General features: G+C 65.7%; 20 protein-coding genes, 1 tRNA gene and 1 riboswitch. Of the genes, 19 read left to right on the top strand and 2 right to left on the bottom strand.

Translation table 11 applies throughout. The features are described from left to right. The first annotated feature begins 130 nt into the window (after positions 1 to 130). The 5 genes from BTN82_RS06605 (at position 131) to BTN82_RS06585 (ending at position 5560) form a co-directional block, all read left to right on the top strand. A complete protein-coding gene (locus BTN82_RS06605) occupies positions 131 to 1423 on the top strand; it encodes an OprD family porin (RefSeq protein WP_075118359.1) in 1293 nt (430 codons plus the stop codon). A gap of 84 nt (positions 1424 to 1507) precedes the next feature. Further along, positions 1508 to 2497 (top strand): Bug family tripartite tricarboxylate transporter substrate binding protein, encoded by a 990-nt coding sequence (locus BTN82_RS06600; RefSeq protein ID WP_075118358.1) that lies wholly within the window; start codon positions 1508 to 1510, stop codon positions 2495 to 2497. Positions 2498 to 2555: 58 nt separating this feature from the next. Continuing rightward, the gene (locus BTN82_RS06595) at positions 2556 to 3014 is read left to right on the top strand and encodes a tripartite tricarboxylate transporter TctB family protein (RefSeq protein ID WP_075118357.1); all 459 of its coding nucleotides are present in this window, start codon (positions 2556 to 2558) and stop codon (positions 3012 to 3014) included. Position 3015: 1 nt separating this feature from the next. Continuing rightward, positions 3016 to 4530 (top strand): tripartite tricarboxylate transporter permease, encoded by a 1515-nt coding sequence (locus BTN82_RS06590; RefSeq protein ID WP_075118356.1) that lies wholly within the window; start codon positions 3016 to 3018, stop codon positions 4528 to 4530. Then, positions 4523 to 5560 (top strand): AbrB family transcriptional regulator, encoded by a 1038-nt coding sequence (locus BTN82_RS06585; RefSeq protein ID WP_075118355.1) that lies wholly within the window; start codon positions 4523 to 4525, stop codon positions 5558 to 5560. Before BTN82_RS06590 ends, BTN82_RS06585 begins: the two co-directional genes overlap by 8 nt. Positions 5561 to 5635: 75 nt before the next feature. Here the strand turns inward: BTN82_RS06585 and ung are convergent, their stop codons facing one another. Beyond that, on the bottom strand, positions 5636 to 6328 hold the full coding sequence (ung, locus tag BTN82_RS06580) for a uracil-DNA glycosylase (RefSeq protein WP_075118354.1): 693 nt from the start codon (positions 6326 to 6328) through the stop codon (positions 5636 to 5638). Between the two features lie 132 nt (positions 6329 to 6460). Between ung and BTN82_RS06575 the strand changes: the two genes are divergently transcribed. Beyond that, positions 6461 to 7573 (top strand): enoyl-CoA hydratase/isomerase family protein, encoded by a 1113-nt coding sequence (locus BTN82_RS06575; protein ID WP_075118353.1) that lies wholly within the window; start codon positions 6461 to 6463, stop codon positions 7571 to 7573. Positions 7574 to 7627: 54 nt separating this feature from the next. On the opposite strand, the gene BTN82_RS06570 is transcribed toward BTN82_RS06575, so the two are convergent. Next, a complete protein-coding gene (locus BTN82_RS06570; protein WP_075118352.1) occupies positions 7628 to 8044 on the bottom strand; it encodes a hypothetical protein in 417 nt (138 codons plus the stop codon). 342 nt (positions 8045 to 8386) lie between these two features. Further along, positions 8387 to 8487: riboswitch (guanidine-I (ykkC/yxkD leader) on the top strand. Between the two features lie 60 nt (positions 8488 to 8547). Here BTN82_RS06570 and BTN82_RS06565 point away from each other — a divergent pair. From BTN82_RS06565 to BTN82_RS06505, 13 genes are all read left to right on the top strand, one after another. After that, positions 8548 to 9624, top strand: a complete 1077-nt coding sequence (locus BTN82_RS06565; RefSeq protein ID WP_075118351.1) for a putative urea ABC transporter substrate-binding protein — start codon at positions 8548 to 8550, stop codon at positions 9622 to 9624. 14 nt (positions 9625 to 9638) lie between these two features. Further along, the gene (locus tag BTN82_RS06560; protein ID WP_075118350.1) at positions 9639 to 10454 is read left to right on the top strand and encodes an ABC transporter permease; all 816 of its coding nucleotides are present in this window, start codon (positions 9639 to 9641) and stop codon (positions 10452 to 10454) included. Next, positions 10451 to 11212 (top strand): ABC transporter ATP-binding protein, encoded by a 762-nt coding sequence (locus BTN82_RS06555; RefSeq protein WP_075118349.1) that lies wholly within the window; start codon positions 10451 to 10453, stop codon positions 11210 to 11212. The genes BTN82_RS06560 and BTN82_RS06555 overlap by 4 nt, the downstream gene beginning before the upstream one ends. A gap of 13 nt (positions 11213 to 11225) precedes the next feature. Beyond that, on the top strand, positions 11226 to 11951 hold the full coding sequence (locus BTN82_RS06550) for an urea amidolyase associated protein UAAP1 (protein ID WP_075118348.1): 726 nt from the start codon (positions 11226 to 11228) through the stop codon (positions 11949 to 11951). Positions 11952 to 11962: 11 nt separating this feature from the next. Further along, on the top strand, positions 11963 to 12604 hold the full coding sequence (locus tag BTN82_RS06545; protein ID WP_075118347.1) for an urea amidolyase associated protein UAAP2: 642 nt from the start codon (positions 11963 to 11965) through the stop codon (positions 12602 to 12604). 194 nt (positions 12605 to 12798) lie between these two features. Beyond that, positions 12799 to 16386: an urea carboxylase gene (gene uca, locus BTN82_RS06540; protein ID WP_075118346.1), complete on the top strand. Its 3588-nt coding sequence runs from the start codon at positions 12799 to 12801 to the stop codon at positions 16384 to 16386. A 28-nt stretch (positions 16387 to 16414) separates the two neighbouring features. After that, on the top strand, positions 16415 to 18193 hold the full coding sequence (atzF, locus tag BTN82_RS06535) for an allophanate hydrolase (protein WP_075118345.1): 1779 nt from the start codon (positions 16415 to 16417) through the stop codon (positions 18191 to 18193). A gap of 199 nt (positions 18194 to 18392) precedes the next feature. Next, positions 18393 to 19880 carry a sensor domain-containing diguanylate cyclase gene (locus BTN82_RS06530; protein ID WP_075118344.1) on the top strand — a complete coding sequence of 496 codons (1488 nt, stop codon included), beginning with the start codon at positions 18393 to 18395 and terminating at the stop codon, positions 19878 to 19880. Next, positions 19873 to 20106 (top strand): cysteine-rich CWC family protein, encoded by a 234-nt coding sequence (locus BTN82_RS06525; protein WP_075118343.1) that lies wholly within the window; start codon positions 19873 to 19875, stop codon positions 20104 to 20106. Before BTN82_RS06530 ends, BTN82_RS06525 begins: the two co-directional genes overlap by 8 nt. Before the next feature lie 32 nt (positions 20107 to 20138). Further along, positions 20139 to 20831 carry a pseudouridine synthase gene (locus BTN82_RS06520; protein WP_075118342.1) on the top strand — a complete coding sequence of 231 codons (693 nt, stop codon included), beginning with the start codon at positions 20139 to 20141 and terminating at the stop codon, positions 20829 to 20831. Between the two features lie 348 nt (positions 20832 to 21179). Then, positions 21180 to 22064: an alpha/beta fold hydrolase gene (locus BTN82_RS06515; protein WP_075118341.1), complete on the top strand. Its 885-nt coding sequence runs from the start codon at positions 21180 to 21182 to the stop codon at positions 22062 to 22064. Positions 22065 to 22357: 293 nt separating this feature from the next. After that, positions 22358 to 22431: transfer RNA gene (locus tag BTN82_RS06510), tRNA-Gly, on the top strand. A gap of 353 nt (positions 22432 to 22784) precedes the next feature. Continuing rightward, a complete protein-coding gene (locus BTN82_RS06505; RefSeq protein ID WP_075118340.1) occupies positions 22785 to 24104 on the top strand; it encodes an MFS transporter in 1320 nt (439 codons plus the stop codon). Positions 24105 to 24113 lie beyond the last annotated feature (9 nt).

Below are 24113 nucleotides of genomic sequence, written 5' to 3'. Positions count from 1 at the left end.
GTTAGCGAAAGGTTGGCGCTTTAGAGTCCTGTTACGGATTGTTTCGACTTCCGTGGCTACCTCCCGGTAGCGCCCCGAAAAACGCCTCGAAGCGTTTTCGCCAATAAGAACAATAACGGAGTACAACTCGATGCTCTTCATGCAGCTTCAGGCCTGCCGGCCTGCCCGTCTTTCCCGTCTCAGCCACACCGCCCTCGCCAGCGCCGCCGCCTTCGCCGGTTTCTCGCCGATCAGCCAGGCCGCCTTCTTCGAAGACAGCAGCGGCACCCTCGAAACCCGCAACATGTACTTCAACCGCGACTTCCGCGACGGCACCAGCGCCCAGCAATCCAAGCGCGACGAATGGGCCCAGGGTTTCATGCTCAACCTGCAATCGGGCTATACCGACGGCACCGTGGGTTTTGGCGTCGACGCGCTGGGCATGCTCGGCATCAAGCTCGACTCCAGCCCCGACCGTACCGGCACCGGCCTGCTGCCGACCCACGACAACGGGCGCGCCGCCGACGAGTACTCCAAGCTCGGCCTGACCGGCAAGATGAAGATCTCCGCCACCGAACTGAAGATCGGCAGCCTGATTCCCGAACTGCCGATCCTCAAGCCCAACGACGGCCGCATCCTGCCACAGACCTTCGAGGGCGGCCTGCTGACCTCCAAGGAAATCAAGAACCTGACCTTCACCGGCGGGCGCCTGGAGAAAGCCAAGGACCGCGACAGCACCGACTTCGAGGACATCGCCCTCAACAACAAGAACAGCCGCTTCGCCGGCACCGTCGCCGGCAAGCATTTCGATTTCGGCGGCCTGGACTACAAGTTCACCGACAAAATCACCGGCAGCTACCACTTCGCCCAGCTCGCCGAAGTCTATAACCAGCACTTCTTCGGTTTGGTCACCTCGCAGCCGATGGGCCCGGGCACCTTCTCCAGCGACCTGCGTTTCGCGGTCAGCGACGACCAGGGCCAGGCCCGCGGCGGCAAGATCGACAACAAATCCCTCAACGGCCTGGTGGGCTACGCCCTCAACGGGCATAAACTCAGCGCCGGCTACCAGCACATGTCCGGCGACAGCGCCTTCCCCTATGTCGACGGGGCCGACCCGTACCTGGTCAACTTCGTGCAGATCAACGACTTCGCCGGCGCCGAAGAACGCTCCTGGCAGGCCCGCTACGACTACGACTTCAGCAAGCTGGGCGTTCCCGGCCTGACCTTCATGACCCGCTACCTGAGCGGCGACAACATCGCCCTGAAAAACGGCGACACCGGCAAGGAATGGGAACGCAACACCGAGATCAAGTACGTGGTGCAAAGCGGCACCTTCAAGGACGTCGCCGTGCGCCTGCGCAACGCCACCTACCGCTCCAACTATTCGGCCCGCGATGCGGACGAAGTGCGCCTGTTGGTGAGCTACAGCCTGGCGCTCTGGTAACCGGCCACAGGGTTTCGCAGCGGCCCGAACGCCGAGCAAGACCCTGGCATGCAACACACAACAACAACTCCCGTGGAGACAAGCATGAACCCATCACTGCGTAAATTGGCCCTCGCCGCCGGCTGTATGCTGTTCGCCGGTCAACTGCTCGCCGCCGCCAGCGCCGAACCCAAGCGCCCGGAATGCATCGCCCCGGCCTCCCCCGGCGGCGGTTTCGACCTGACCTGCAAACTGGCGCAAAGCGCGCTGGTCAACGAAAAGCTGCTGACCAAACCGATGCGCGTGACCTACATGCCCGGCGGTGTCGGCGCGGTGGCCTACAACGCAGTGGTGGCCCAGCGCCCGGCCGACGCCGGGACGCTGGTGGCCTGGTCCAGCGGTTCGTTGCTGAACCTGGCCCAGGGCAAGTTCGGCCGTTTCGACGAAAGCGCGGTGCGCTGGCTGGCCGCGGTCGGCACCAGCTACGGCGCCATCGCGGTGAAGAGCGACTCGCCGTACAAGACCCTCGACGACCTGGTCAAGGCCCTGAAAAAAGACCCAAGCGCCGTGGTGATCGGTTCCGGCGGCACCGTCGGCAGCCAGGACTGGATGCAGACCGCGCTGATCGCCAAGGCCGCCGGGATCAACCCGCGCGACCTGCGCTACGTGGCCCTGGAAGGCGGCGGCGAAATCGCCACCGCGTTGCTGGGCGGCCATATCCAGGTCGGCAGTACCGACATCTCCGACTCCATGCCGCACATCCAGAGCGGCGACATGCGCCTGCTCGCGGTGTTCTCCGACAAGCGCCTGGACGAGCCGGAAATGAAGGACATCCCGACCGCCAAGGAACAGGGCTACGACATCGTCTGGCCGGTGGTGCGCGGCTTCTACCTCGGGCCGAAGGTCAGCGACGAAGACTACGCCTGGTGGAAAGACGCCTTCGACAAGCTGCTGGCTTCCGAAGAATTCGCCAAGCTGCGCGACCAGCGCGAGCTCTTCCCGTTCGCCATGACCGGGCCGGAGCTGGACACCTACGTGAAGAAACAGGTGGCCGACTACAAGACCCTGGCCAAAGAGTTCGGCCTGATCCAGTGATCGCCCCTGTCTAGCGGCCCTGCCCTCGCGCATCGGGGGCAAGGCCCAGGAGTTTCCCATGCTCTTACAACGTATTTTCGCCTCGGCGCTGCTGCTGGTCTGCCTGGGCCTGGCGCTGATGGCCTGGCCTTACCAGGCGGCCTTTTCCTACGAACCGGTCGGCCCGCGCGCCTTTCCCTTGCTGATGCTCGGGCTGATGGGCCTGGCGCTGCTGTACATGGTGTTTCGCCCGGCGCCGATCAAGCACAGCGAAGACGAACCGCCGCTGGACCGCGAGACCCTGGTCAAGATCAGCCTCTGCGTGGTCCTGCTGCTGGTCTTCGCCGGCCTGTTCGAACCCCTGGGTTTCATTCTCAGCAGCATCCTGATCGGCATTCCGATGGCGCGCCTGTACGGCGGCCGCTGGTTGCCCAGCGCCGTGGTCACCACGCTGATGGCCATCGGGCTGTACGTGCTCTTCGACCGGGTGATGGACGTGCCACTGCCCCTGGGCCTGCTCGACGTTCTGGAGAACTGATATGGATACGCTTGGCTATTTGGGCCAGGGTTTCGGCGTCGCGCTGAGCCCCTACAACCTGGTCACCGCCCTGACCGGCACCCTGATCGGCACCGTGGTCGGCCTGCTCCCGGGCCTGGGCCCGATCAACGGCGTAGCGCTGCTGATTCCGATCGCCTTCGCCCTCGGCCTGCCGCCGGAGTCGGCGCTGATCCTGCTGGCTGCGGTGTACCTGGGTTGCGAATACGGCGGCCGGATCAGCTCGATCCTGCTGAACATCCCGGGCGAAGCCTCCACCGTGATGACCACCCTCGACGGCTACCCGATGGCCCGCCAGGGCCTCGCTGGGGTGGCCTTGTCGCTGTCGGCCTGGAGTTCGTTCATCGGCGCCTTCATCGCCACCTGCGGCATGGTGATGTTCGCCCCGCTGCTGGCGAAATGGGCAATCGCCTTCGGCCCCGCGGAGTATTTCGTGCTGATGGTGTTCGCCATTGTCTGCCTCGGCGGCATGGCCGGCGACCGCCCGCTGAAGACCTTCATCGCGGCGCTGATCGGGCTGTTCCTGTCCTCGGTCGGCATCGACGCCAACAGCGGCGTGTACCGCTTCACCGGCGACAACATCCACCTCACCGACGGCATTCAGTTCGTGGTGCTGGTGCTGGGCCTGTTCTCCATCAGCGAGATCCTGTTGCTGCTGGAAAAAACCCACCGCGGCCAGGAAGCGGTAAAAGCCACCGGGCGCATGATGTTCAACTTCAAGGAAGCGGCGTCGGTATTCATCGTGAACATCCGTTGCGGCCTGCTGGGCTTCATCATGGGTGTCTTGCCCGGAGCCGGCGCAACCCTGGCCAGCGCCGTGGCCTACATGACCGAAAAACGCATCGCCGGCGCCAACGGCACGTTCGGCCAGGGCGACAAGCGCGGCCTGGCGGCGCCGGAAACCGCGATCGGCGCCTCGGCCTGCGGCGCCCTGGTACCGATGCTGACCCTCGGCGTCCCGGGCTCGGGCACCACCGCGGTGATGATCGGCGCCCTGTCGCTGTACAACATCACGCCGGGCCCGCTGCTGTTCCAGCAACAGCCGGACATCGTCTGGGGCCTGATCGCCTCGTTGTTCATCGCCAACATCATGCTGGTGATCCTCAACATCCCGATGATCCGCGTCTTCACCCGCATCCTCGCCGTGCCGAACTGGGCACTGGTGCCGGTGATCGCGATCATTACCGGGATCGGCGTCTACGCGGTACACGCCACCACCTTCGACCTGTTCCTGATGGTCGGCATCGGCATCTTCGGCTACATCCTGCGCAAGCTGGACTTCCCACTGTCGCCGGTACTGCTGGGCTTTATCCTCGGCGGGCTGATGGAGCAGAACCTGCGTCGCGCGCTGTCGATCTCCAACGGCGCGATGGAAATCCTCTGGTCCAGCCCGATCACCGTCGGCGTCTGGGTGCTGACCGTGCTCATGCTGCTGATGCCGCTGCTGCGCATCTGGCGCAAGCGCTCGGCCCAGCAACGCGCCGTGGCCGATGTCTGAGGCCACCTTCAAACAGTGGTGGGGCACGCCCCTGGTCGGTCTGGTCGGCGGTTACCTCGCCAGCCAGGTCGGCTGGCCGCTGCCGTGGATGGTCGGCTCATTGCTGGCGATCATCCTGGTGCGCTGCCTGACGCCCTGGCAACTGGCGGAAATCCCCGGCGGGCGTAAATGCGGGCAATGGGTGGTGGGCATCGGTATCGGCCTGCACTTCACCCCCGTGGTGATGGAGCAGGTCATGAGCCACTTCGGCCTGATCTTCTTCGGTGCGCTGGTCACCAGCCTGTCCAGCGTGGTCGGGGTGTGGCTGCTGCGGCGTACCGGCGAGGACCGGGCCACCGCGTTCTTCTCCAGCATGCCGGGCGGTTCCGGGGAGATGGTCAACCTCGGCGCGCGCAACGGCGCGGTGCTCAGCCGCGTCGCGGCGGGGCAGAGCCTGCGGGTGCTGGTGGTGGTCTTGTGCGTGCCGGCGGCCTTCAAGTACCTGTTGGGTGAAGGCGTGCCGCAATTGCACCCGGCCAGCGTCGACTGGCGCTGGCTGGCCCTGCTGTTTCCGCTGGGCGCGCTGGTCGCCTGGTGCTGGCAGCGCCTGCGCCAACCCAACCCCTGGCTGTTCGGACCGTTGCTGGTGAGCGCCGCGGTCAGTATCGGCTGGGACCTGCACATCGGCCTGCCGGACGGCGGCAGCCAGATCGGCCAGTGGCTGATCGGCAGCGGCCTGGGCTGTCACTTCAACCGGCAGTTCTTTCGCCGCGCACCGTCGTTCATGGGCCGGACCCTGGTCGGCACCGCGCTGACCATGCTTATCGCCGGCCTCGCGGCCATGGCCCTGAGCGCCCTGACCCACCTGGACCTGCGTTCGTTGACGTTGGGCATGATGCCCGGCGGCATCGCGGAAATGAGCCTGACGGCCGAGACCCTGCAACTGTCGGTACCGCTGGTGACGGCGATGCAGGTGATGCGCTTGCTGTTCGTGCTGTTCCTGGCCGAGCCGTTGTTCCGGCATTGGAACCGGCAAGCGGACTCCGCCTGAACGACCGAGGCGCCTTTATCGCGAGCCAGCTCGCTCCTACAAGAGCGAGGCTTGCCCGCGATGAGGCCCTCCCCCTCAAACCGGCGGCAAGCGCCACTCGATCGGGGTCTCGCCGTTCTGCTCGAGGTACTTGTTGGTCCGGCTGAAATGCCCGCAACCGAGAAACCCGCGGTACGCCGACAAGGGCGACGGGTGCACCGACGTCAACACCAGATGCTTGGTGGCGTCGATCAGTTTCTGCTTGCCCTGCGCATGGGACCCCCACAGCAGGAACACCAGGTGCGGCTGGTGTTCGCTCACCACTTCGATGATCCGGTCGGTGAAGAACTGCCAGCCCTTGCCCGCATGGGAAGCGGCGTTGGCCCGCTGCACGGTCATGGTGGTGTTGAGCATCAGCACGCCCTGGTCGGCCCAGCTTTGCAGGTAGCCGTGGTTGGGGATGTCGATGTTCAGGTCGCGCTTGAGCTCTTTATAGATGTTCACCAGGGACGGCGGCGCCGGCACGCCCGGCTGCACCGAGAAGCACAGGCCGTGGGCCTGGCCCGGGCCGTGGTAAGGGTCCTGGCCGAGGATCACCACCTTGACCTTGTCCAGCGGCGTCGAGTTCAGCGCATTGAAGATCAGCGGGCCCGGCGGGTAGATCTCCTTGCCGGCGGCGTGTTCCTGACGCAGGAACTCGCGCAACTCCGCCATGTAGGGCTGGTCGAATTCGGCACGCAGTGCCTGCTTCCAGCTCGGTTCGAGTTTGATACGGTCGTCGTCGGTCATGGTTGCACCCGGTAAAATCAATGGGACGCACCCTAGGAAAGCCCACCACGCTTGTCAATTGATCTGACGCAGAACCGGCACTTTCCCCGGTAGCGATCATACTGAACGCTCAAATTCCCGATCGAGGTCACGATGAATCTGCACGTCGAAGAACTCACCGGCACCGGCGGCGCGCGCATCGGCATCGCCAGCCTGGACGCCGAACAGTCCCTCAACGCCTTGTCCCTGCCGATGATCCAGCAGCTGGCCGAGCGCCTGGAAACCTGGGCCCGGGACCCGCAGATCGTCTGCGTGCTGTTGCGCGGCAACGGCGCCAAGGCCTTTTGCGCCGGCGGCGAAGTGCGCAGCCTGGTCCAGGCCTGCCTGGCCCACCCGGGCGAAGTGCCGCCGCTGGCCGCGCAGTTCTTCGCCGCCGAATACCGCCTCGACTACCACCTGCACTCCTACCCCAAACCGCTGATCTGCTGGGGCCACGGCTATGTGCTCGGCGGCGGCATGGGCCTGCTGCAAGGCGCCGCCATTCGTATCGTCACGCCGAGCAGCCGCCTGGCGATGCCGGAGATCAGCATCGGCCTGTACCCGGACGTCGGCGCCAGCTGGTTCCTCTCGCGCCTGCCGGGCAAGCTCGGGTTGTTCCTCGGCCTGACCGGCGCCCAGATGAACGGCCGCGACGCCATCGACCTGGACCTGGCCGACCGCTTCCTGCGCGACGACCAGCAAGAAGCGCTGATCGACGGCCTGTTGCAACTCAACTGGCAGGAACAGACGCCGATGCAGCTCAACAGCCTGCTCAAGGCGTTGCAACAGGAAGCCCTGGCGCAGATGCCCGAAGCGCAGTGGCTGCCGCGCCGCCAGCAGATCGACGAATGGCTGGATGTCAGCGATGTGCGGTGCGCCTGGCGGGCCATCGCCCTGCTTCGCGATCACCGCGATCCCCTGCTGGCCCGCGCGGCCAAGACCATGAGCGAGGGCTGCCCGCTGACGGCCCATCTGGTCTGGGAGCAGATCGAACGGGCGCGGCACCTGTCCCTGGCCCAGGTGTTCCAGATGGAATACACCCTGAGCCTGAACTGCTGCCGGCACCCGGAATTCAGCGAAGGGGTGCGGGCGCGCTTGCTCGACAAGGACCACAAGCCCCGCTGGCACTGGCCGGACATCAACAGCGTGCCCGAGGCTGTGGTGCAGGCGCATTTCCACAAGGCCTGGGAAGGCCGCCACCCCCTGGCGGATCTGTCGGACGTCTGAAAGACGGCCACGAAAAAGCGGCGCTCCTGGCGCCGCTTGTCGGTTGTGGGGGAATCAGCGGTTGTGGCGGTCGCCGCGACGATCGTCGCGGCCACGGTCGCTCCAGTCCCGACCGCCGCGCCGGCCATCATGGTCGCCGCGCCCGTCGTGGCGCCGGTCATTGTTGTTCCAGTCCTGGCGGTGGCCATCCCAGCCACGGTTCGGGTAGCTGCGGTAGACCGCTCGCGGCGCTGCCTGGTAGTAGCGCGGTGCCGGTTGGTAATAGCGGGGCTGGTAATACCGCGGCGCCGGTTGGTAGTAACGCGGCGCGTAATAGCCGCGACCGGACGAATAATAAGAGCCGCCGTAATAGACCGGCGCCGGTGTCGTATAGACCTCAGAGCGGTAGTAGCTGGAACCTGTGTCGTAGTAAGGAACGCAGGCAGAAAGAGCCAAACCCAGGAACGCAGTGAGAAGAATTCGACGATACATGGCGGCCTCCTGGACCGCGAAAGAGCCATGCCAGCGACGCTGACCGGCGGCAGCCACGGATGTTCTGGCTGACGAAATATCTGACCGTGAAAACCGGGTCTGGTGCGATTTTCGACACACATTGATACAAGTCGCCCACCCGCCATTTTGGATCCGAGAAGCGCCGGTTTTCGCGGGCTCCAGGCTGGTGCACGCACGCACTACTTGAAGGCAGGTTTCGCGCCCCACTCTTCCCTCGCCAAGGCCCCAGCCCTTCTAGACAGGCATTCCCCGGTACTTGGCACGCGTCTCGCTTTAGTCATGGCGTGCAGGAGTCATCACAGGTTCGCAGCACCACAATTTGCAATGGCCGACTAGGGTTCCGGCTCGCCTTCGCGAGTGGCTGGTCCGAGAGTTGGCGACCTCCAGTTGAGGTTACACGGCGGGACAAAAGCCCGGGAGACAAGCCACCGCTCGCGGTGCTGCGTACTCCTGTCCGCCCACGATCAACTGGAGAACCACCCATGCCCCAGCTCCGTTTTCCCGCTCTGCTCGCCGCCGCCTTCGCGGTACTCGCCACCCTCGCCAGCGCCCCCTCCCAGGCCGCCCGCAAAGACCACTTCAGCGTCTGCTGGACGATCTACGCCGGCTGGATGCCGTGGGAGTACGCCGCAAGCCAGGGCATCGTCGACAAGTGGGCGAAAAAGTACGGCATCAGCATCGACGTAGTGCAGCTCAACGACTACGTCGAATCCATCAACCAGTACACCGCCGGCCAGTTCGATGGCTGCACCATGACCAACATGGATGCCCTGACCATCCCTGCCGCCGGCGGCGTGGACAGCACCGCGCTGATCGTCAGCGACTTCTCCAACGGCAACGACGGCGTGGTGCTCAAGGGCGCCGGCAAGCAGGTCGCCGACCTCAAGGGCCTGGACGTCAACCTGGTGGAACTCTCGGTGTCCCACTACCTGCTGGCACGCGCCCTGGACTCGGTGGACCTCACCGAGAAAGACCTGAAAGTGGTCAACACCTCCGACGCCGACATCGCCGCCGCCTTCGATACCGAACAGGTGCAGGCCGTCACCACCTGGAACCCGATGCTCTCGCAGATCAAGGCCAAGCCCGGAGTCAGCGAAGTCTTCAACTCCAGCCAGATCCCCGGCGAGATCATGGACATGATGGTGGTCAACAGCGCCACCCTCAACGACAACCCGGCCCTGGGCAAGGCGCTGACCGGCGCCTGGTTCGAAGTGGTGGCGCTGATGAACGCCAACAACGCGCAAAGCCGGGCCGCGCTGGAACACATGGCCAAGGCCTCGGGCACCGACCTGGCAGGCTTCCAGGCGCAACTGGACACCACCAGACTGTTCGCCACGCCCCTGGAAGCCCTGGCCTTCGCCACCAGCGCGGAGCTGCCGAAAACCATGCGCAAGGTGGCCGAGTTCTCCTTCCAGCACGGCCTGCTGGGCGAAGGCGCCAGGGACACCAGCGCCGTCGGCATGAGCTTCGCCGGCGGCGTCGTCAGCGGCGACACGACCAACCTCAAGCTGCGCTTCGACCCGAGCTTCGTGCAACTGGCGGCCGACGCCAAGCTGTAACAGGAGGACTGGCCATGCGCCTGATCAATCGCTACCCGGATCGGCCGAGTCGCCTGCTGCTGGTGCTCCTGCCGTTCGCCCTGGTGCTGCTCGCCTACTTCATGGGCTCGGCCGAACGGCTGCTGGACAACCCCAACGACAAGCTGCTGCCCAGCGCGGTGCAGATGGTCGACGCGGTGAAACGCCTGGGCTTCACCGCCGACGCCCGCACCGGCGAGTACCTGCTGTGGCAGGACAGCGCGTCGAGCCTGCGGCGCCTGGCCATCGGCCTGGGCGTCAGTGCCCTGGCCGGGTTGTGCCTGGGCATCGCCGCCGGCACCCTGCCGCTGTTCGGCGCGCCGCTGTCGCCGCTCCTGACCGTACTGTCGATGGTGCCGCCGCTGGCGATCCTGCCGATCCTGTTCATCGTCTTCGGCCTCGGCGAGCTGTCGAAGATCATGCTGATCGTGATCGGCATCACCCCGAGCCTGGCCCGGGACCTGGAACAGCGCGCCCGGGAAATCCCCGTGGAGCTGCTGATCAAGGCCCAGACCCTGGGCGCCTCGACCTGGACCCTGATCCTGCGGGTGGTGTTGCCGCAATTGCTGCCGCGCCTGCTGATTGCCCTGCGGCTGATGCTCGGCTCGGCCTGGCTGTTCCTGATCGCCGCCGAAGCCATCGCGTCCACCGACGGCCTGGGCTACCGGATCTTCCTGGTACGTCGCTACCTGGCCATGGACGTGATCCTGCCCTACGTGGCGTGGATCACCCTGCTCGCCTGGCTGATGGACTGGGGCCTCAAGCGCCTGACCCAGGCAGCGTTCCCCTGGTACCAGGGGGCGCGGGCATGAGCTTTATCAGCGTGAACAATGTCTGGCAGCAGTACGCCGGGCAGGTGGTGCTCGAACGCCTCGACCTCAACGTCGAGGAAGGCGAGTTCTGCACCCTGGTGGGCGCCTCCGGCTGCGGCAAGTCGACCTTCCTGCGCCTGTTGCTGGGCCAGGAACGGGCCAGCCGCGGCGAGATCCTGCTGGACGGCCAGCCCCTGGCCAGCGAACCGGACGCCAGCCGCGGCGTGGTGTTCCAGCGCTATTCGGTGTTCCCCCACCTGTCGGTGCTGGACAACGTCGCCCTCGGCCTGGAACTGCCGCGCTCGCCGCTGCTGGGCCGGCTGTTCGGCGCGGCCAGGCGCGCGGCCCGGGAACGGGCGGCGGCCCTGCTGCACAAGGTCGGCCTAGGGCAGGCCCTGGACAAGTACCCGGCGCAACTCTCCGGCGGCATGCAGCAGCGCCTGGCGATCGCCCAGGCGCTGATCATGCAGCCGCGGGTGCTGCTGCTCGACGAACCCTTCGGCGCGCTGGACCCGGGCATCCGCAAAGACATGCACGGCCTGCTGCTGGAGCTGTGGCGCGAAACCCGGCTGACGGTGTTCATGGTCACCCACGACCTGTCGGAAGGCTTCAGCCTCGGCACCCGCCTGCTGGTGTTCGACAAGGTGCGCCTCGACCCGCATGCCCCCGGCGCCTACGGCGCGCGCATCACCTACGACATCCCATTGAACAGCGAGCGTCGCGCCGCCCTGCCGGCAGCGCCCCTGCGTCTTGCTTGAGAGGACTTCACCGATGACCGATTCGACTCCGATGCTCCCGCCCTTCGCCGAGGAAACCCTGCCCGGCGGCGGCCACCGTTCCTTTGTCCTCAAGCGCGGCCAGCTGCTGCGCCTGACCGATATCCGCGGCGGTGCCAACGTCAGCCTGACCCTGCTCAACGCCAACGAAAAGACCGAGCGCCTGAGCCTGCCCGACAGCCTCAAGTGCCAACACACCGCCAAGCTCACCGCCGGCCACTGCCTGTACTCGGACATGGGCCGGGTGCTGGCGGCGATCACAGCCGACACCTGCGGCTGGAGCGACAGCCTCGGCGGCGTGCTGTGCGCCGAGGAGGTGGCGCAGAAATACGGCCAGGGGCGCTTCCAGGAACTGCGCAACGGTTTCTACCGCAACGGCACCGACAACCTGCTGGTGGAACTGGGCAAATGGGGCCTGGGCCTGTCCGACCTGCTGATGACCCTCAACCTGTTCAGCCGAGTCGACGTCGATGAGGCCGGCGCCCTGCACTTCGTCGAGGGCAACTCGCACGCCGGCGACTACATCGAGCTGTACGCGCCGATGGACACCCTGGTGGTGCTCACCGCCCTGCAACACCCGATGGACCCCAACCCCGACTACGCCCCCAAACCGCTGAAGCTTCGCTGGACGAACGCCGCTCCCAGCGTCGCCGAGCATTGCCGCACCTCGCGCGCGGAAAACCAGCGCGGCTTCATCAACACCGACCGTCTGTTCGCCTGAGGATCGCTGCCATGTCACTCGTTATCGCCACCACTGAAAAACAGCCGGAAACCGCCGTGTACCGCGCCACCATCCCGTCCGGCGAACCCTGGCTGATGGAGGTCAAGGCCGGCCAGACCCTGCGCATCCTCGACCTGGAAGGCAACCAGGCCGTCGACACGCTGTTCTACAACCTGCAAAACCCCAGGGAGCGCTACGACGTGCAGCGCACCTTGCGCCGGCAGAACCGGGTCTACCTGGGCACCGGCAGCGTGCTGTATTCCAACCTCGGCCGGCCGATGCTGAGCATCGTCGCCGACACCTGCGGCCGGCACGACACCCTCGGCGGCGCCTGCGCCCAGGAAAGCAACACCGTGCGCTACGCCCTGGAGAAGCGCTACATGCACAGCTGCCGCGACAACTACCTGCGGGCCTGCGCCCACGACGGCCGGCTGGGCAAGGGCGACATCGGCCCGAACATCAACTTTTTCATGAACGTGCCGGTGACCGCCGACGGCGGCCTGACCTTCGAGGACGGCATTTCCGCGCCGGGCAAATACGTCGATCTGCGCGCCGAGATGGACGTGATCGTGCTGATCTCCAACTGCCCGCAACTGAACAACCCGTGCAACGCCTACAACCCCACCCCCGCGGAGCTGCTGCTATGGAACTGAAATTCGCGCGCCTGCGCCGTTGGTTGTTCGCCCTGTGCCAGAGCCGCGCGGGGCAATGCATCAAGTAGACGCGGCGGCAGGCTGCAACAACTGATCCGGCCGCTGGGGACGACCCCGGCGCCTCTTAAAAAACTGCGGGACGGCCCGCAACCCAGGGCGAGGCGACACGCGAAGTCGCCTCCAGGGGCCATGCCATGTTCGAAAAACTGTTGATTGCCAACCGCGGCGCCATCGCCTGCCGTATCCTGCGGAGCCTGCGTGAGTTGCAGGTCCGGGGGGTCGCCGTGTACGCCGAGGCCGACGCCGCCAGCCTGCACATCCTCCAGGCCGACGAAGCCCACAGCCTCGGCGAAGGCGCGGCCGCCGGCACCTACCTGGCGCAGGACAAGATCCTCGCCATCGCCAGGGCCAGCGGCGCCACGGCGATCCATCCCGGCTACGGGTTTCTCTCGGAGAACGCCGCCTTCGCCGAGGCCTGCGAAGCCGCCGGCATCGCCTTCGTCGGCCCGACCCCGGAGCAGCTGCGGGTGTTCGGCCTCAAGCACACCGCCCGCGCCCTCGCCCGGGAGCACGGCGTGCCGCTGCTCGAAGGCAGCGAACTGCTGGACAGCCTCGACGCCGCCCTCGACGCCGGCCAGCGGCTGGGCTACCCGGTGATGCTCAAGGGCACCGCCGGCGGGGGTGGCATCGGCATGCGCGTGTGCCGTAGCGCGGCCGAACTGGGCGAATCGTTTGAAGCGGTGAAACGCCTGGGGCAGAACAACTTCAGCAACGCCGGGGTGTTCCTCGAAAAGTACATCCCGCGCGCCCGGCACCTGGAAGTGCAGGTGTTCGGCGACGGCCAGGGCGAGGTGCTGGCCCTCGGCGTGCGCGACTGTTCGGTGCAGCGCCGCAACCAGAAAGTGCTGGAGGAAACCCCGGCGCCGAACCTGCCCGACGGCATGGAACACGCCTTGTGCGCAGCGGCGATCAAACTGGCCAAGGCGGTGAACTACCGCAGCGCCGGCACCGTGGAATTCGTCTTCGACAGCCAGGCCCAACACTTCTATTTCCTTGAAGTGAACACCCGCCTGCAGGTCGAGCACGGCGTCACCGAACAGGTCTGGGGCGTCGACCTGGTGCGCTGGATGGTGCAACTGGCGGCCGGCGAACTGCCGCCGTTGCGCGAGCTGAGCGCCCACCTGCAACCCCGCGGCCACGCGATCCAGGCCCGGCTGTACGCCGAAGACCCGGGGCGGGATTTTCAGCCCAGCCCGGGGCTGCTGAGCGCCGTGAACTTCCCGCCCGCCGACGGCCGGCGGCTGCGCATCGACACCTGGGTCGAGGCCGGTTGCGAGATACCGCCCTACTTCGACCCGATGATCGCCAAGCTCATCGCCTGGGCCCCGGAGCGCGAACAGGCGCGCCACCACCTGCATCAAGCGTTGGGCGACAGCCTGCTCTACGGCGTGGAAACCAACCGCGACTACCTGCGCCAGATCCTGCTCGATACGCCCTTCGCCAGCGGCAACCCCTGGACCCGCTGCCTGGAGGAGCTGGTCTACCAGGCCAACACCGTTGAAGTGCTCAGCGCCGGCACCCAGACCAGCGTCCAGGACTATCCCGGGCGCCTCGGCTACTGGGCCGTGGGCGTACCGCCTTCGGGGCCGATGGACAGCCGCGCCTTGCGCGCGGGCAACCGCCTGCTGGGCAATGCCGAAGGCGCGGCCGCCCTGGAAATTACCATGAGCGGCCCGCTGCTGCGCTTCAACTGCGACGCCGTGGTCGCGGTGACCGGGGCCGTCATTCCCCTGAGCCTGGACGGCGTGCCGCAGCCGCTGAACACTGCGTTAGCAATCCCGGCGGGCGCCACCCTGAGCCTGGGCACCATCGCCGGCGCCGGCGCGCGCAGCTACCTGTGCCTGCGCGGCGGGGTGCAGGTGCCGGACTACCTGAGCAGCAAAAGCACCTTTACCCTCGGCCAGTTCGGCGGCCACGGCGGGCGCGCCTTGCGGGTCGGCGATGTGCTGCACCTGCCGGCCCTGGAGGATCGCAGCGCCGGGCAATGCCTGCCGAGCGAACAACTCGGCGAGCTGCCAGCCGTGCGGCGGATCCGGGTGATCTATGGCCCCCACGGCGCGCCGGAGTATTTCACCGCGGGCTACATCCAGACCTTCTTCGCCACCCCGTGGGAAGTGCATTTCAACTCCAGCCGCACCGGCGTGCGCCTGATCGGGCCGAAGCCGCAATGGGCGCGCGCCGACGGCGGCGAAGCCGGCCTGCACCCGTCGAACATCCACGACAACCCGTACGCCATCGGCGCCGTGGACTTCACCGGCGACATGCCAGTGATCCTCGGTCCGGACGGCCCGAGCCTCGGCGGCTTCGTCTGCCCGGTGACGGTGATCGAAGCCGACCTGTGGCAGCTCGGCCAGCTCAAGGCCGGGGACAAGGTGAGGTTCTTCCCGGTCAGCCTCGAACAGGCCCGGGCCCTGGCCGGCGACGCAGGCTGGAATGCACACCCCGAGGAGGCCGAGGCGGATACGCCGCTGCGCTCGCCGGTGGTGCTGGATATCGGCCAGGACGACAAGCGGCTGGTGGCGCGCCTGTCGGGGGACACCCACCTGTTGCTGGAAATCGGCGCGCCGGAACTGGACCTGGTGCTGCGCTTCCGCGGCCATGCCCTGATGCAAGCCCTGGAAGCCAGGGCGCTGCCCGGGGTGATCGACCTGACGCCGGGCATCCGCTCGCTGCAGGTGCACTACCGGCCCGAACAACTGCCCCTGGCCGACCTGCTGGGCCTGGTCGCCGGCGAATGGGACGCGGTGTGCGCGGCCAAGGACCTGCAGGTGCCGTCGCGGATCGTCCACCTGCCGCTGTCCTGGGACGACCCGGCATGCCAGCTGGCCATCGAGAAATACATGACCACGGTGCGCAAGGACGCGCCCTGGTGCCCGAGCAACCTGGAGTTCATCCGCCGCATCAACGACCTGCCCGACCTCGACCGGGTGCAACGCACGGTGTTCGACGCCAGCTACCTGGTGATGGGCCTGGGCGACGTCTACCTCGGCGCGCCGGTCGCCACCCCGCTGGACCCGCGCCATCGCCTGGTGACCACCAAGTACAACCCGGCCCGCACCTGGACCGCCGAGAACTCAGTGGGCATCGGCGGCGCCTATATGTGCGTGTACGGCATGGAAGGCCCCGGCGGTTATCAGTTCGTCGGCCGCACCTTGCAGATGTGGAACCGCTACCGCGAGGTCGCCGCGTTCGACGGCAAGCCTTGGCTGTTGCGCTTCTTCGACCAGATCCGCTTCTACCCGGTCAGCGCCGACGAGCTGCTGCGGATCCGCCGCGACTTTCCCCTGGGGCGCTTCGCGCTGAACATCGAGCACAGCCAACTGAAACTCGCCGACTACGAGGCCTTCCTGGCCAGGGAAGCCCAGGACATCGCCGCCTTCCGCCAGCACCAGCAAAGCGCCTTCAACGCCGAGCGCGAGCGCTGGATCGCCAGCGGCCAGGCGCATTTCGACAGCGAGGAAGCGCCCCCGCCCACCACCGAGGAAGCGCCGCTGGAAGCCGGCCAGCAAAGCGTCGACAGCCACCTCGCCGGCAACCTCTGGCAGGTTCGGGTGGAGCCTGGCAGCCGGGTCGCGGCCGGCGATGTGCTGGTGGTCCTGGAGTCGATGAAGATGGAAATCCCGCTGCTCGCGCCGACGGCCGGCGTAGTCCGGGAGATCCGCGTGCAACCCGGTTCGGCGGTGCGCGCCGGGCAACGGGTCGCGGTGCTGCAACTGGATTGAACTTCACTTATTGCAACGGACGTTGACCATGACTGTGAACCTGCAACTCGATGCCCTGCGCGCCGCCTACCGTGAAGGCCGCGCCACCCCTCGCCAACTGCTGGCGACCCTGCGCGACAAGGCCGCGGCGCTGAACCCGGACTATCGCCTGTTCATCCACTTGCTCAGCGCCGAAGAGCTGGAGCCGTACCTGGCGGCACTCGACGGCCGGGAGATCGACAGCCTGCCGCTGTACGGCGTGCCCTTCGCCATCAAGGACAATATCGACCTGGCCGGCATCCCGACCACCGCGGCCTGCCCGGCCTTCGCCTACGTGCCGCAGCGTTCGGCGAGCGTCGTCGAGCGGCTGCTGGCGCTGGGGGCGATTCCGCTGGGCAAGACCAACCTCGACCAGTTCGCCACCGGCCTCAACGGCAGCCGCTCGCCCTATGGCGCCTGCCCCAACAGCGTGCTGGCGGAGTATCCGTCCGGCGGTTCCAGCGCCGGCTCGTCCCTGGCGGTGGCCCTGGGGCTCGCCAGCTTTGCCCTCGGCACCGACACCGCGGGCTCCGGCCGGGTGCCGGCGGCGCTGAACAATCTGCTCGGGCTCAAGGCCACCAAGGGGCTGATTTCCACGGCGGGGGTGGTACCGGCCTGCCGCACCCTGGACTGCGTCACCACCTTCACCGCCACCGCCCGTGAAGCCAGCCAGTTGCTGGCGCTGACCGCGCAGTTCGACCCGCGGGACGAATACAGCCGGCGCAACCCCGCATGGAACGATGGCTCGGCCTTCGGCGTCCCGCGGCCCTTTCGCTTCGGCGTGCCCCGGGCCCAGGACCTGCAATTCTTCGGCTGCGACGAAGGGCCCGGGTTGTTCGGCCAGGCCGTCGACCGCCTCCGGGCCCTGGGCGGCGAGGCCGTGGAGCTGGACCTTTCGCCCTTCCTTGAAGCGGCGCGCCTGTTGTACGAAGGGCCCTGGGTCGCCGAACGCTACAGCGTGGCCGGCGAGCTCCTGGAGCAAGATCCCGAAGCCGTCCTCCCAGTGATTCGCGCGGTACTGGCCAAGGCACCGGCGGTGAGCGGCGTGCAGACCTTTCGCGCGCACTACCGCCTGCAAACGCTGAAGGCGCACTGCGACCGGTTGCTGGAAGACCTGGACTGCGTGCTCACGCCGACCATCGGCCGGCCAGTGACCCTGGCCGAGCTTGCGGCCGAACCGGTGCTGCGCAATTCGCAACTGGGCTACTACACCAACTTCATGAACCTGCTGGACTACGCCGCCGTCGCCGTGCCCAGCGCCTTCATGAACAACGGTCTGCCCTGGGGCGTGACCCTGTTCGGACGGGCGTTCACCGACCAGTACCTGCTGAGCCTGGCCGATGCCTGGCAACGCCAGCAGGGCCTGGCCGCGCCTGTCGCCGGCCAACCCGCGCGCAACGACCGGGTACGCCTGGTGGTCTGCGGCGCGCACCTGGAGGGGCTGGCGCTCAACGGCCAGCTCAGGCAACGCGGCGCCCGGCTGATCGAGGCCGGCCATAGCTCGCCGGACTACCGGCTCTACGCCCTGGCCGGTGGCCCGCCGTTGCGCCCGGGCATGCTACGGGTGAAGGAAGGCGGCGTGGCGATCGCGGTGGAAGTCTGGGAACTGCCGAGCAGCGAACTGGGCTCGTTCCTCACCGGCATTCCCGCGCCGCTGGGCCTGGGCAAGGTGCAGTTGGCCGACGGCCGCTGGGAAAGCGGTTTCATCTGCGAAGCCTGCGGCCTGGAAGGCGCCACCGATATCAGCCATTTGGGGGGATGGCGCGCCTATCTGCAAACGCTGCAATGAAACCTGGCAAGGCGCAGCGGTTGCCGGCCTGGCGACCACTGCGCGTTCATTCTCAGCCTGTGGCAACAGCGACAAAAAAACCGCGCCATCGATCCGGCGGGCGCGGCTTCGAGAGCAGCCTCCCCCCCTGCAAATGGCGCAGCTATTCGGCGGCGCTACCACTAGAATGCTTGCATCGAATCACTGCCATGGAATCGCCATGTCGCTTCGCTCCCCCCTGTATTCGCAACGCTCGCTGGTGGTTACGCTCATAGCGCTGCTGGGCTGCGGTTTTCTGGCCACATCCTTGCTCAGCTACTACGCCTCGCGCAGCTCGATCCGCGACAACATCGTCAATACCGAGCTGCCGCTGACCTCCGACACGGTGTACTCGGAGATCCAGAAAGACCTGGTACGGCCGATCCTGATTTCCTCGATGATGTCCCGCGACACCTTCATGCGCGACTGGGTGGTGGGTGGCGAGCGCGACCCCGAGCAGATGACCCGCTACCTCAATGAGGTGATGACGCACTACGGCGCCTACACCGCCTTCTTCGTGTCCAACAGCACCCTGACCTACTACCACGCCAAGGGCGTGCTGAAAAAGATCAGCGCCGACGCGCCCCGCGACGCCTGGTATTTTCGCGTGCGCGACATGGCCACGCCCTATGAGATCAACGTCGATCCGGACCTGGCCAACCAGGACAACCTGACGTTCTTCATCAACTACAAGGTCTACGACTACCAGGACAATTTCATCGGCGCCGCCGGCGTCGGCCTGACCGTGGACGCGGTGATCAAGTTGATCGACCGCTACCAGCAGCGTTATCAACGCAGCGTGTATTTCGTCAATACCCAGGGCCGTATCGTCCTCACCGGCGCCGAAGGCGGCCCGCAGGGCGCCCGGGCCGGACAGTCGCTGCTCGAACTGGACAGCCTGCGCGACCTGCACGCCAAGCTGCCCAAGCCCCACAGCGGCAGCTACGAATACAGCACCCAGGACCAGCGGCACTTTATCAACGTGCGCTTCATTCCCGAGCTGAACTGGTACCTGTTCGTCGACAAGCGCGAAGACAGCGCCCTGGGCGACATTCGCCGCTCGCTGTACCTCAACCTGCTGATCTGCCTGGTCGTCACCCTGATCGTCCTGGCCCTGCTCAACGGCGTGGTCAAGCGCTACCAGCGCAAGATCGAAGCCCAGGCCACCCTCGACAGCCTGACCGGCCTGCCCAACCGCCGCGGCTTCGACCTGCTGGCCGCCCACGCCATGCACGAAGCCCAGCGTGAACCCCGGCCGCTGGCCGCCCTGCTGCTGGACCTGGACCATTTCAAACGCCTCAACGACACCTACGGCCACCTCGCCGGCGACCAGGTGCTGAGCGGCTTCGCGCGCAACCTGGAAAGCTGCCTGCGCCAGTCCGATATCGTGTGCCGCTGGGGCGGCGAAGAATTCATCGTGCTGCTCAAGGACACCGACAGCGCCACGGCGCTGATGATTGCCGAAAAGATCCGCCTGCTGATCGAGCAACAGCGCTATGCCTATGAAGGCCAGAGCCTGCAAGTGACCGTCAGCATCGGCCTGACCGCCTTGCAACCGGACGACACCCTGCACAGCCTGTTGTCGCGCGCCGACCACGCGATGTACCGTGCCAAACAGACCGGCCGCAACCGCACCTGCGTGGAAATGCCTCACTCCAGCTATGAATGACTCGACCCTTGCCAGCCCCAGCGTCTGCCCAGCCTGCGGCGCCCGTAACGACTGCAGCCTGGCCGACCCGCGTACCGCCGACCGCGCCTGCTGGTGCTACAGCGTGAGCATCGACCCGGCGGTGCTCGAAGCCCTGGCGCCGGAGCTGCGCGATCGCGCCTGCCTGTGCCCGCGCTGCGCCCGGGTCGAGGCGCAACTGCAAGCGGCCGCCCGGCCGATCCCGTAAGATACGCAGCCTTTTCCAGCCTGCCGACAGCCATGCGCGTTGACCGTTTCCTCAGCAACCTGCCCCGTTTCAACCGCCAGCAGGTGCGCCTGTTGCTGGCGGCCAAGCGCATCCGCATCGACGGCCAGGCGGTCAGCGATCCCCACGCCGAAGTGCGGGAGTTCAGCCGGGTCGAACTCGACGACGAAGTGCTGCAGGCCGGCAAGCCCGCGCGCTATTTCATGCTGCACAAACCCATGGGCTGCGTCAGCGCCACCCGCGACCCCGAACACCGCACCGTGCTCGACCTGCTGCACGAGCCGGACAAGCACGAGCTGCATATCGCCGGGCGCCTGGACTACAACACCACCGGCCTGCTGATCCTCACCAACGACGGCAGCTGGTCGCGGCGCCTGACCCAGCCGCAGACCAAACTGCCGAAGCGCTATTACGTCGAGACCGAACAGGACATCGGCCCGGAGTACGCCGAGACCTTCGCCCGCGGCCTGTACTTCGCCTTCGAGGACCTCACCACCCTGCCCGCCGAATTGCAGATCCTCGGCCCGCGGCGCGCGCGGCTGAGCATCGTCGAAGGCCGCTACCACCAGGTCAAGCGCATGTTCGGCCACTTCGACAACAAGGTCCTGCGCCTGCACCGCGAATGCATGGGGCCGCTGATCCTCGACGACAGCCTGGCGCCTGGCGAGTACCGGCCATTGACTGACACGGAAATCCGCCTGATCTGACTTGCACTGTCAGTAGTCGCTGCAATCCATCGGCAGCGGATGACCATTCAGCCGAAGTTGTCGAACAATTTACCAATGGCACTTGCGAGACCACGCGCGCCCTGCTTGAATCAGACCGTCGGCCGAAATGTGACCGATGAGTCACTCACATACTTCTAAGAAATCTTTTGCCGTCCGAGCCTCCTGTGCTCATTCCTGCATTCCGGCAAATTGCCCGCCTATAACAACACCCGTCGACCATCTGTTGCGGATCGACATGGGCCAAAAGATTCCAGGCATATGCCTACCTGTCACATATCTCGTGCACCCTCGGTTGCGCGCATACCCGCTTGCCAGGAGTCTTATGACATGAGGCCAGAAATCGCTGTGCTGGATATACAAGGTCAGTATCGGGTTTACACGGAGTTCTATCGCGCAGATGCCGCAGAAAAGACCATCATCCTGGTCAACGGCTCGATGGCTACCACTGCGTCTTTTGCCCAGACCGTGAAGAACCTGCATCCGCAATTCAACGTGGTGCTGTACGACCAGCCCTACGCCGGGCGCTCGAAGGCCCACAACAAGCACGAGCAAATGCTCACCAAGGAAGTCGAGGGGCAGATCCTCCTGGAGCTGATCGACCACTTCGCCGCCGAGCATGTGCTGTCGTTTTCGTGGGGCGGCGCGCCGACGCTGTTCGCCCTGTCGCAACGCCCGCGGCGCATCGAAAAGGCGGTGATCAGCTCGTTTTCGCCGGTGATCAACGAGCCGATGCTCGACTACCTCGAACGCGGCGTCGACTACCTCGGCAACCTGGACCGCGACCGCGTCGGGCACCTGGTCAACGAGACCATCGGCAAGCACCTGCCGTCGCTGTTCAAGCGCTTCAACTATCGCCATGTCAGCAACCTGGCCGAGCATGAGTACGGGCAGATGCACTTCCACATCAGCCACGTCCTGCACAGCGACCGGCAGTGCTACCTGAAAGCGGCGAAGAACATCGACGTACCGGTGCTGTTCATGAACGGCGAATGGGACGAATACACCGCCGCCAACGACGCCCGGCTGTTCGGCAACCATGTGCGCCACTCGACGTTCAGCACCATCCAGGCCGCCGGGCATTTCCTCGACATGGAACACAAGGCCGCCTGCCGGGACAGCCGCAACGCCTTGCTGGGTTTCCTCAAGCCGGCCTCGCACGCCAGCCGTCCGCGTTACCACTACCTGCAGAACCAGCATGCACTGGCTATCTGAAGCGACGTCATCGCGAACAACCCGCCCTCAGGCACAGGACCGGGTTGTTCGCGATAGACCGCAAGTAAGGCTTCCCCGCCACCGCGATGACGGTGGGCAACCCTGCCTGTGAGCTGCTGAACCGTCTCGCAAATACCGGCCCCGCAAAGAAAAACTTCAAATCCGCGCGCACTTCTGGTACAAAGTCAGCCGCTCCGAGCGGGTGCCGCGTAACGGCATCAGGCCAGCTTCCCAAGCTGATAATGAGGGTCTTATTGGACGACTCGTTTGGAGAGCAAAGCAACAGGCGTCAAGCGGGTATAGTTTAGTGGCAAAACGAAAGCTTCCCAAGCTTTAGTTGAGGGTTCGATTCCCTCTACCCGCTCCATCTCCCCCCAGTATTTCCGGGCCCTCCAGCCGAATCCCCCAGCGTTTTCAAGCCCGTCGAACCCGCCTCGCAGTCCCCAAGCCCACCCGCTCCAAAAGCCCCAAAAACCGGTGCACCGTCGATCCTGCCCATCCTCACGTCTCGGCAGACCGATCTCCCTTATCAATCATCCAATAGCCCTCTCCCTCTCCTCCCCCGCTGCCATCGTCACCCGCGATGGCAGGCTCGCGAATGGCTGATATACGAACCGCTTTTGCCTCTCCTAACATCGGTCGCACATGACCACTCAGGTGCCGATCACCTTTCGGCACGCGGACGCCAAGAATAAAAACGCAAAACCGCGAGGTAGAACCATGAAAACCCTAGCCGCCAGTTCCACGGCGCATGCACCTGTCGTCGACGGAGCCGGCCAACTGAGCGCCAACCAGCGCTACGTGACATTGGGAGGCTCCTGGGCCGCCTGGTTGTTTGATGCCCTGGATGCCACCATTTTCGGTTTTGTCCTCCTGGCGGTTGCCAAGACCTTCGCCGTCGGCCTGGGTGACGTCGTTTCCACGGTAGCCTGGTTTCTGCTCGCCACCGGGATCGGTGGTTTCTTCCTCGGCAATATTGCCGACAGGATCGGCCGCAAGAAAACCATGTTGCTCTCGGTCTTTGTCTACGGCACCGGCACCCTGCTCTGTGCTTTCGCCGACAGCCTGTGGCAACTCAATCTGTTGCGCTTTTGTGTTGGCATCGCGGTTGGAGGATTGTGGTCCGCCGCTGCCGCGCTGGTATCGGAGATCTGGCCGCCGGCCGGGCGTGCCAAGGCCTTTGCGGTGATGCAGACCGGTTGGTCGGGAGGCAGTCTTCTGGCGGCGATTTTCGCGTGGAGCTTCCTCGACAGCAGCAACCCCGAGTCCTGGCGGACGCTGTTCATTTACGCCTCGATTCCGAGCTATTTCACCCTGGCGTTCATCTGGCTGTTTGTGAAGGAATCGCCGGTATGGCTGGCCAACCGCGCGTTCATGCGCCGTAACACCGGCAAGGGCCGGCTGATAGAAATCTTCCGTCCGCAATACCTGAAAATCACCCTGCTGGGGCTGAGCATTTCAGTGCTGGGCATGTACGGCTACTGGATCATCACCACGTTCATGCCGGCTTATCTGCAGAACATCCTGAACGTGCGCATCGATCAGGCCCCGGTGTTCGTCATCTGGATCGGCATCGGCGCCACCCTCGGTTACCTGGCCTACGGCTACTTGGCCGAAAGCATCGGTCGGCGCCTTTCGTTTGCGGTGTTTTTTGGCGGCATGGCGATCATGGTGCCCGTGTTCGCCTACTCGGCAACCCTGATGCCATTGACGGATGGCAAGCTGCTATTCACCACCCAGAACGTCATCACCCTGGGGTCGCTGGCAGCGTTACTGGGTTTCTTCACCGGCTATTTCAGCGGCTTCGGCGCCTGGTATTCGGAGTTGTTCCCGACCAGCATCCGCTCCACGGCCTCGGGTTTCTGCTTCAACTTCGGGCGGGTCGGCGCGATCGCGGGCATCAAGCTGGTCCCGATCCTGATCCCGCTCATGGGCTTCACTGCCACCATTTCCCTTGCCTCGGTCTCTTACGCAATCGCCGCCGTCATGGTGTTCACCTTGCAGGAAACCAAAGGCGTTCAACTTACCAGCGGCAACTGATCTGCACTC

The sequence above is a fragment of the Pseudomonas chlororaphis genome, assembly GCF_001921865.1.
In the GTDB taxonomy this organism is placed as follows: Bacteria; Pseudomonadota; Gammaproteobacteria; order Pseudomonadales; family Pseudomonadaceae; genus Aquipseudomonas; species Aquipseudomonas chlororaphis_D.
Note: the sequence above shows the minus strand (reverse complement) of the source record. Positions and strands in the feature narration are given on the sequence as shown.

What these genes read in the sequence shown, in the direction of transcription:
- BTN82_RS06605 (WP_075118359.1), top strand. Translation starts at nt 131, where the DNA reads ATGCTCTTCATGCAGCTTCAGGCCTGCCGGCCTGCCCGTCTTTCCCGT.
- BTN82_RS06600 (WP_075118358.1), top strand. Translation starts at nt 1,508, where the DNA reads ATGAACCCATCACTGCGTAAATTGGCCCTCGCCGCCGGCTGTATGCTG.
- BTN82_RS06595 (WP_075118357.1), top strand. Translation starts at nt 2,556, where the DNA reads ATGCTCTTACAACGTATTTTCGCCTCGGCGCTGCTGCTGGTCTGCCTG.
- BTN82_RS06590 (WP_075118356.1), top strand. Translation starts at nt 3,016, where the DNA reads ATGGATACGCTTGGCTATTTGGGCCAGGGTTTCGGCGTCGCGCTGAGC.
- BTN82_RS06585 (WP_075118355.1), top strand. Translation starts at nt 4,523, where the DNA reads ATGTCTGAGGCCACCTTCAAACAGTGGTGGGGCACGCCCCTGGTCGGT.
- ung (WP_075118354.1), bottom strand. Translation starts at nt 6,328, where the DNA reads ATGACCGACGACGACCGTATCAAACTCGAACCGAGCTGGAAGCAGGCA.
- BTN82_RS06575 (WP_075118353.1), top strand. Translation starts at nt 6,461, where the DNA reads ATGAATCTGCACGTCGAAGAACTCACCGGCACCGGCGGCGCGCGCATC.
- BTN82_RS06570 (WP_075118352.1), bottom strand. Translation starts at nt 8,044, where the DNA reads ATGTATCGTCGAATTCTTCTCACTGCGTTCCTGGGTTTGGCTCTTTCT.
- BTN82_RS06565 (WP_075118351.1), top strand. Translation starts at nt 8,548, where the DNA reads ATGCCCCAGCTCCGTTTTCCCGCTCTGCTCGCCGCCGCCTTCGCGGTA.
- BTN82_RS06560 (WP_075118350.1), top strand. Translation starts at nt 9,639, where the DNA reads ATGCGCCTGATCAATCGCTACCCGGATCGGCCGAGTCGCCTGCTGCTG.
- BTN82_RS06555 (WP_075118349.1), top strand. Translation starts at nt 10,451, where the DNA reads ATGAGCTTTATCAGCGTGAACAATGTCTGGCAGCAGTACGCCGGGCAG.
- BTN82_RS06550 (WP_075118348.1), top strand. Translation starts at nt 11,226, where the DNA reads ATGACCGATTCGACTCCGATGCTCCCGCCCTTCGCCGAGGAAACCCTG.
- BTN82_RS06545 (WP_075118347.1), top strand. Translation starts at nt 11,963, where the DNA reads ATGTCACTCGTTATCGCCACCACTGAAAAACAGCCGGAAACCGCCGTG.
- uca (WP_075118346.1), top strand. Translation starts at nt 12,799, where the DNA reads ATGTTCGAAAAACTGTTGATTGCCAACCGCGGCGCCATCGCCTGCCGT.
- atzF (WP_075118345.1), top strand. Translation starts at nt 16,415, where the DNA reads ATGACTGTGAACCTGCAACTCGATGCCCTGCGCGCCGCCTACCGTGAA.
- BTN82_RS06530 (WP_075118344.1), top strand. Translation starts at nt 18,393, where the DNA reads ATGTCGCTTCGCTCCCCCCTGTATTCGCAACGCTCGCTGGTGGTTACG.
- BTN82_RS06525 (WP_075118343.1), top strand. Translation starts at nt 19,873, where the DNA reads ATGAATGACTCGACCCTTGCCAGCCCCAGCGTCTGCCCAGCCTGCGGC.
- BTN82_RS06520 (WP_075118342.1), top strand. Translation starts at nt 20,139, where the DNA reads ATGCGCGTTGACCGTTTCCTCAGCAACCTGCCCCGTTTCAACCGCCAG.
- BTN82_RS06515 (WP_075118341.1), top strand. Translation starts at nt 21,180, where the DNA reads ATGAGGCCAGAAATCGCTGTGCTGGATATACAAGGTCAGTATCGGGTT.
- BTN82_RS06505 (WP_075118340.1), top strand. Translation starts at nt 22,785, where the DNA reads ATGAAAACCCTAGCCGCCAGTTCCACGGCGCATGCACCTGTCGTCGAC.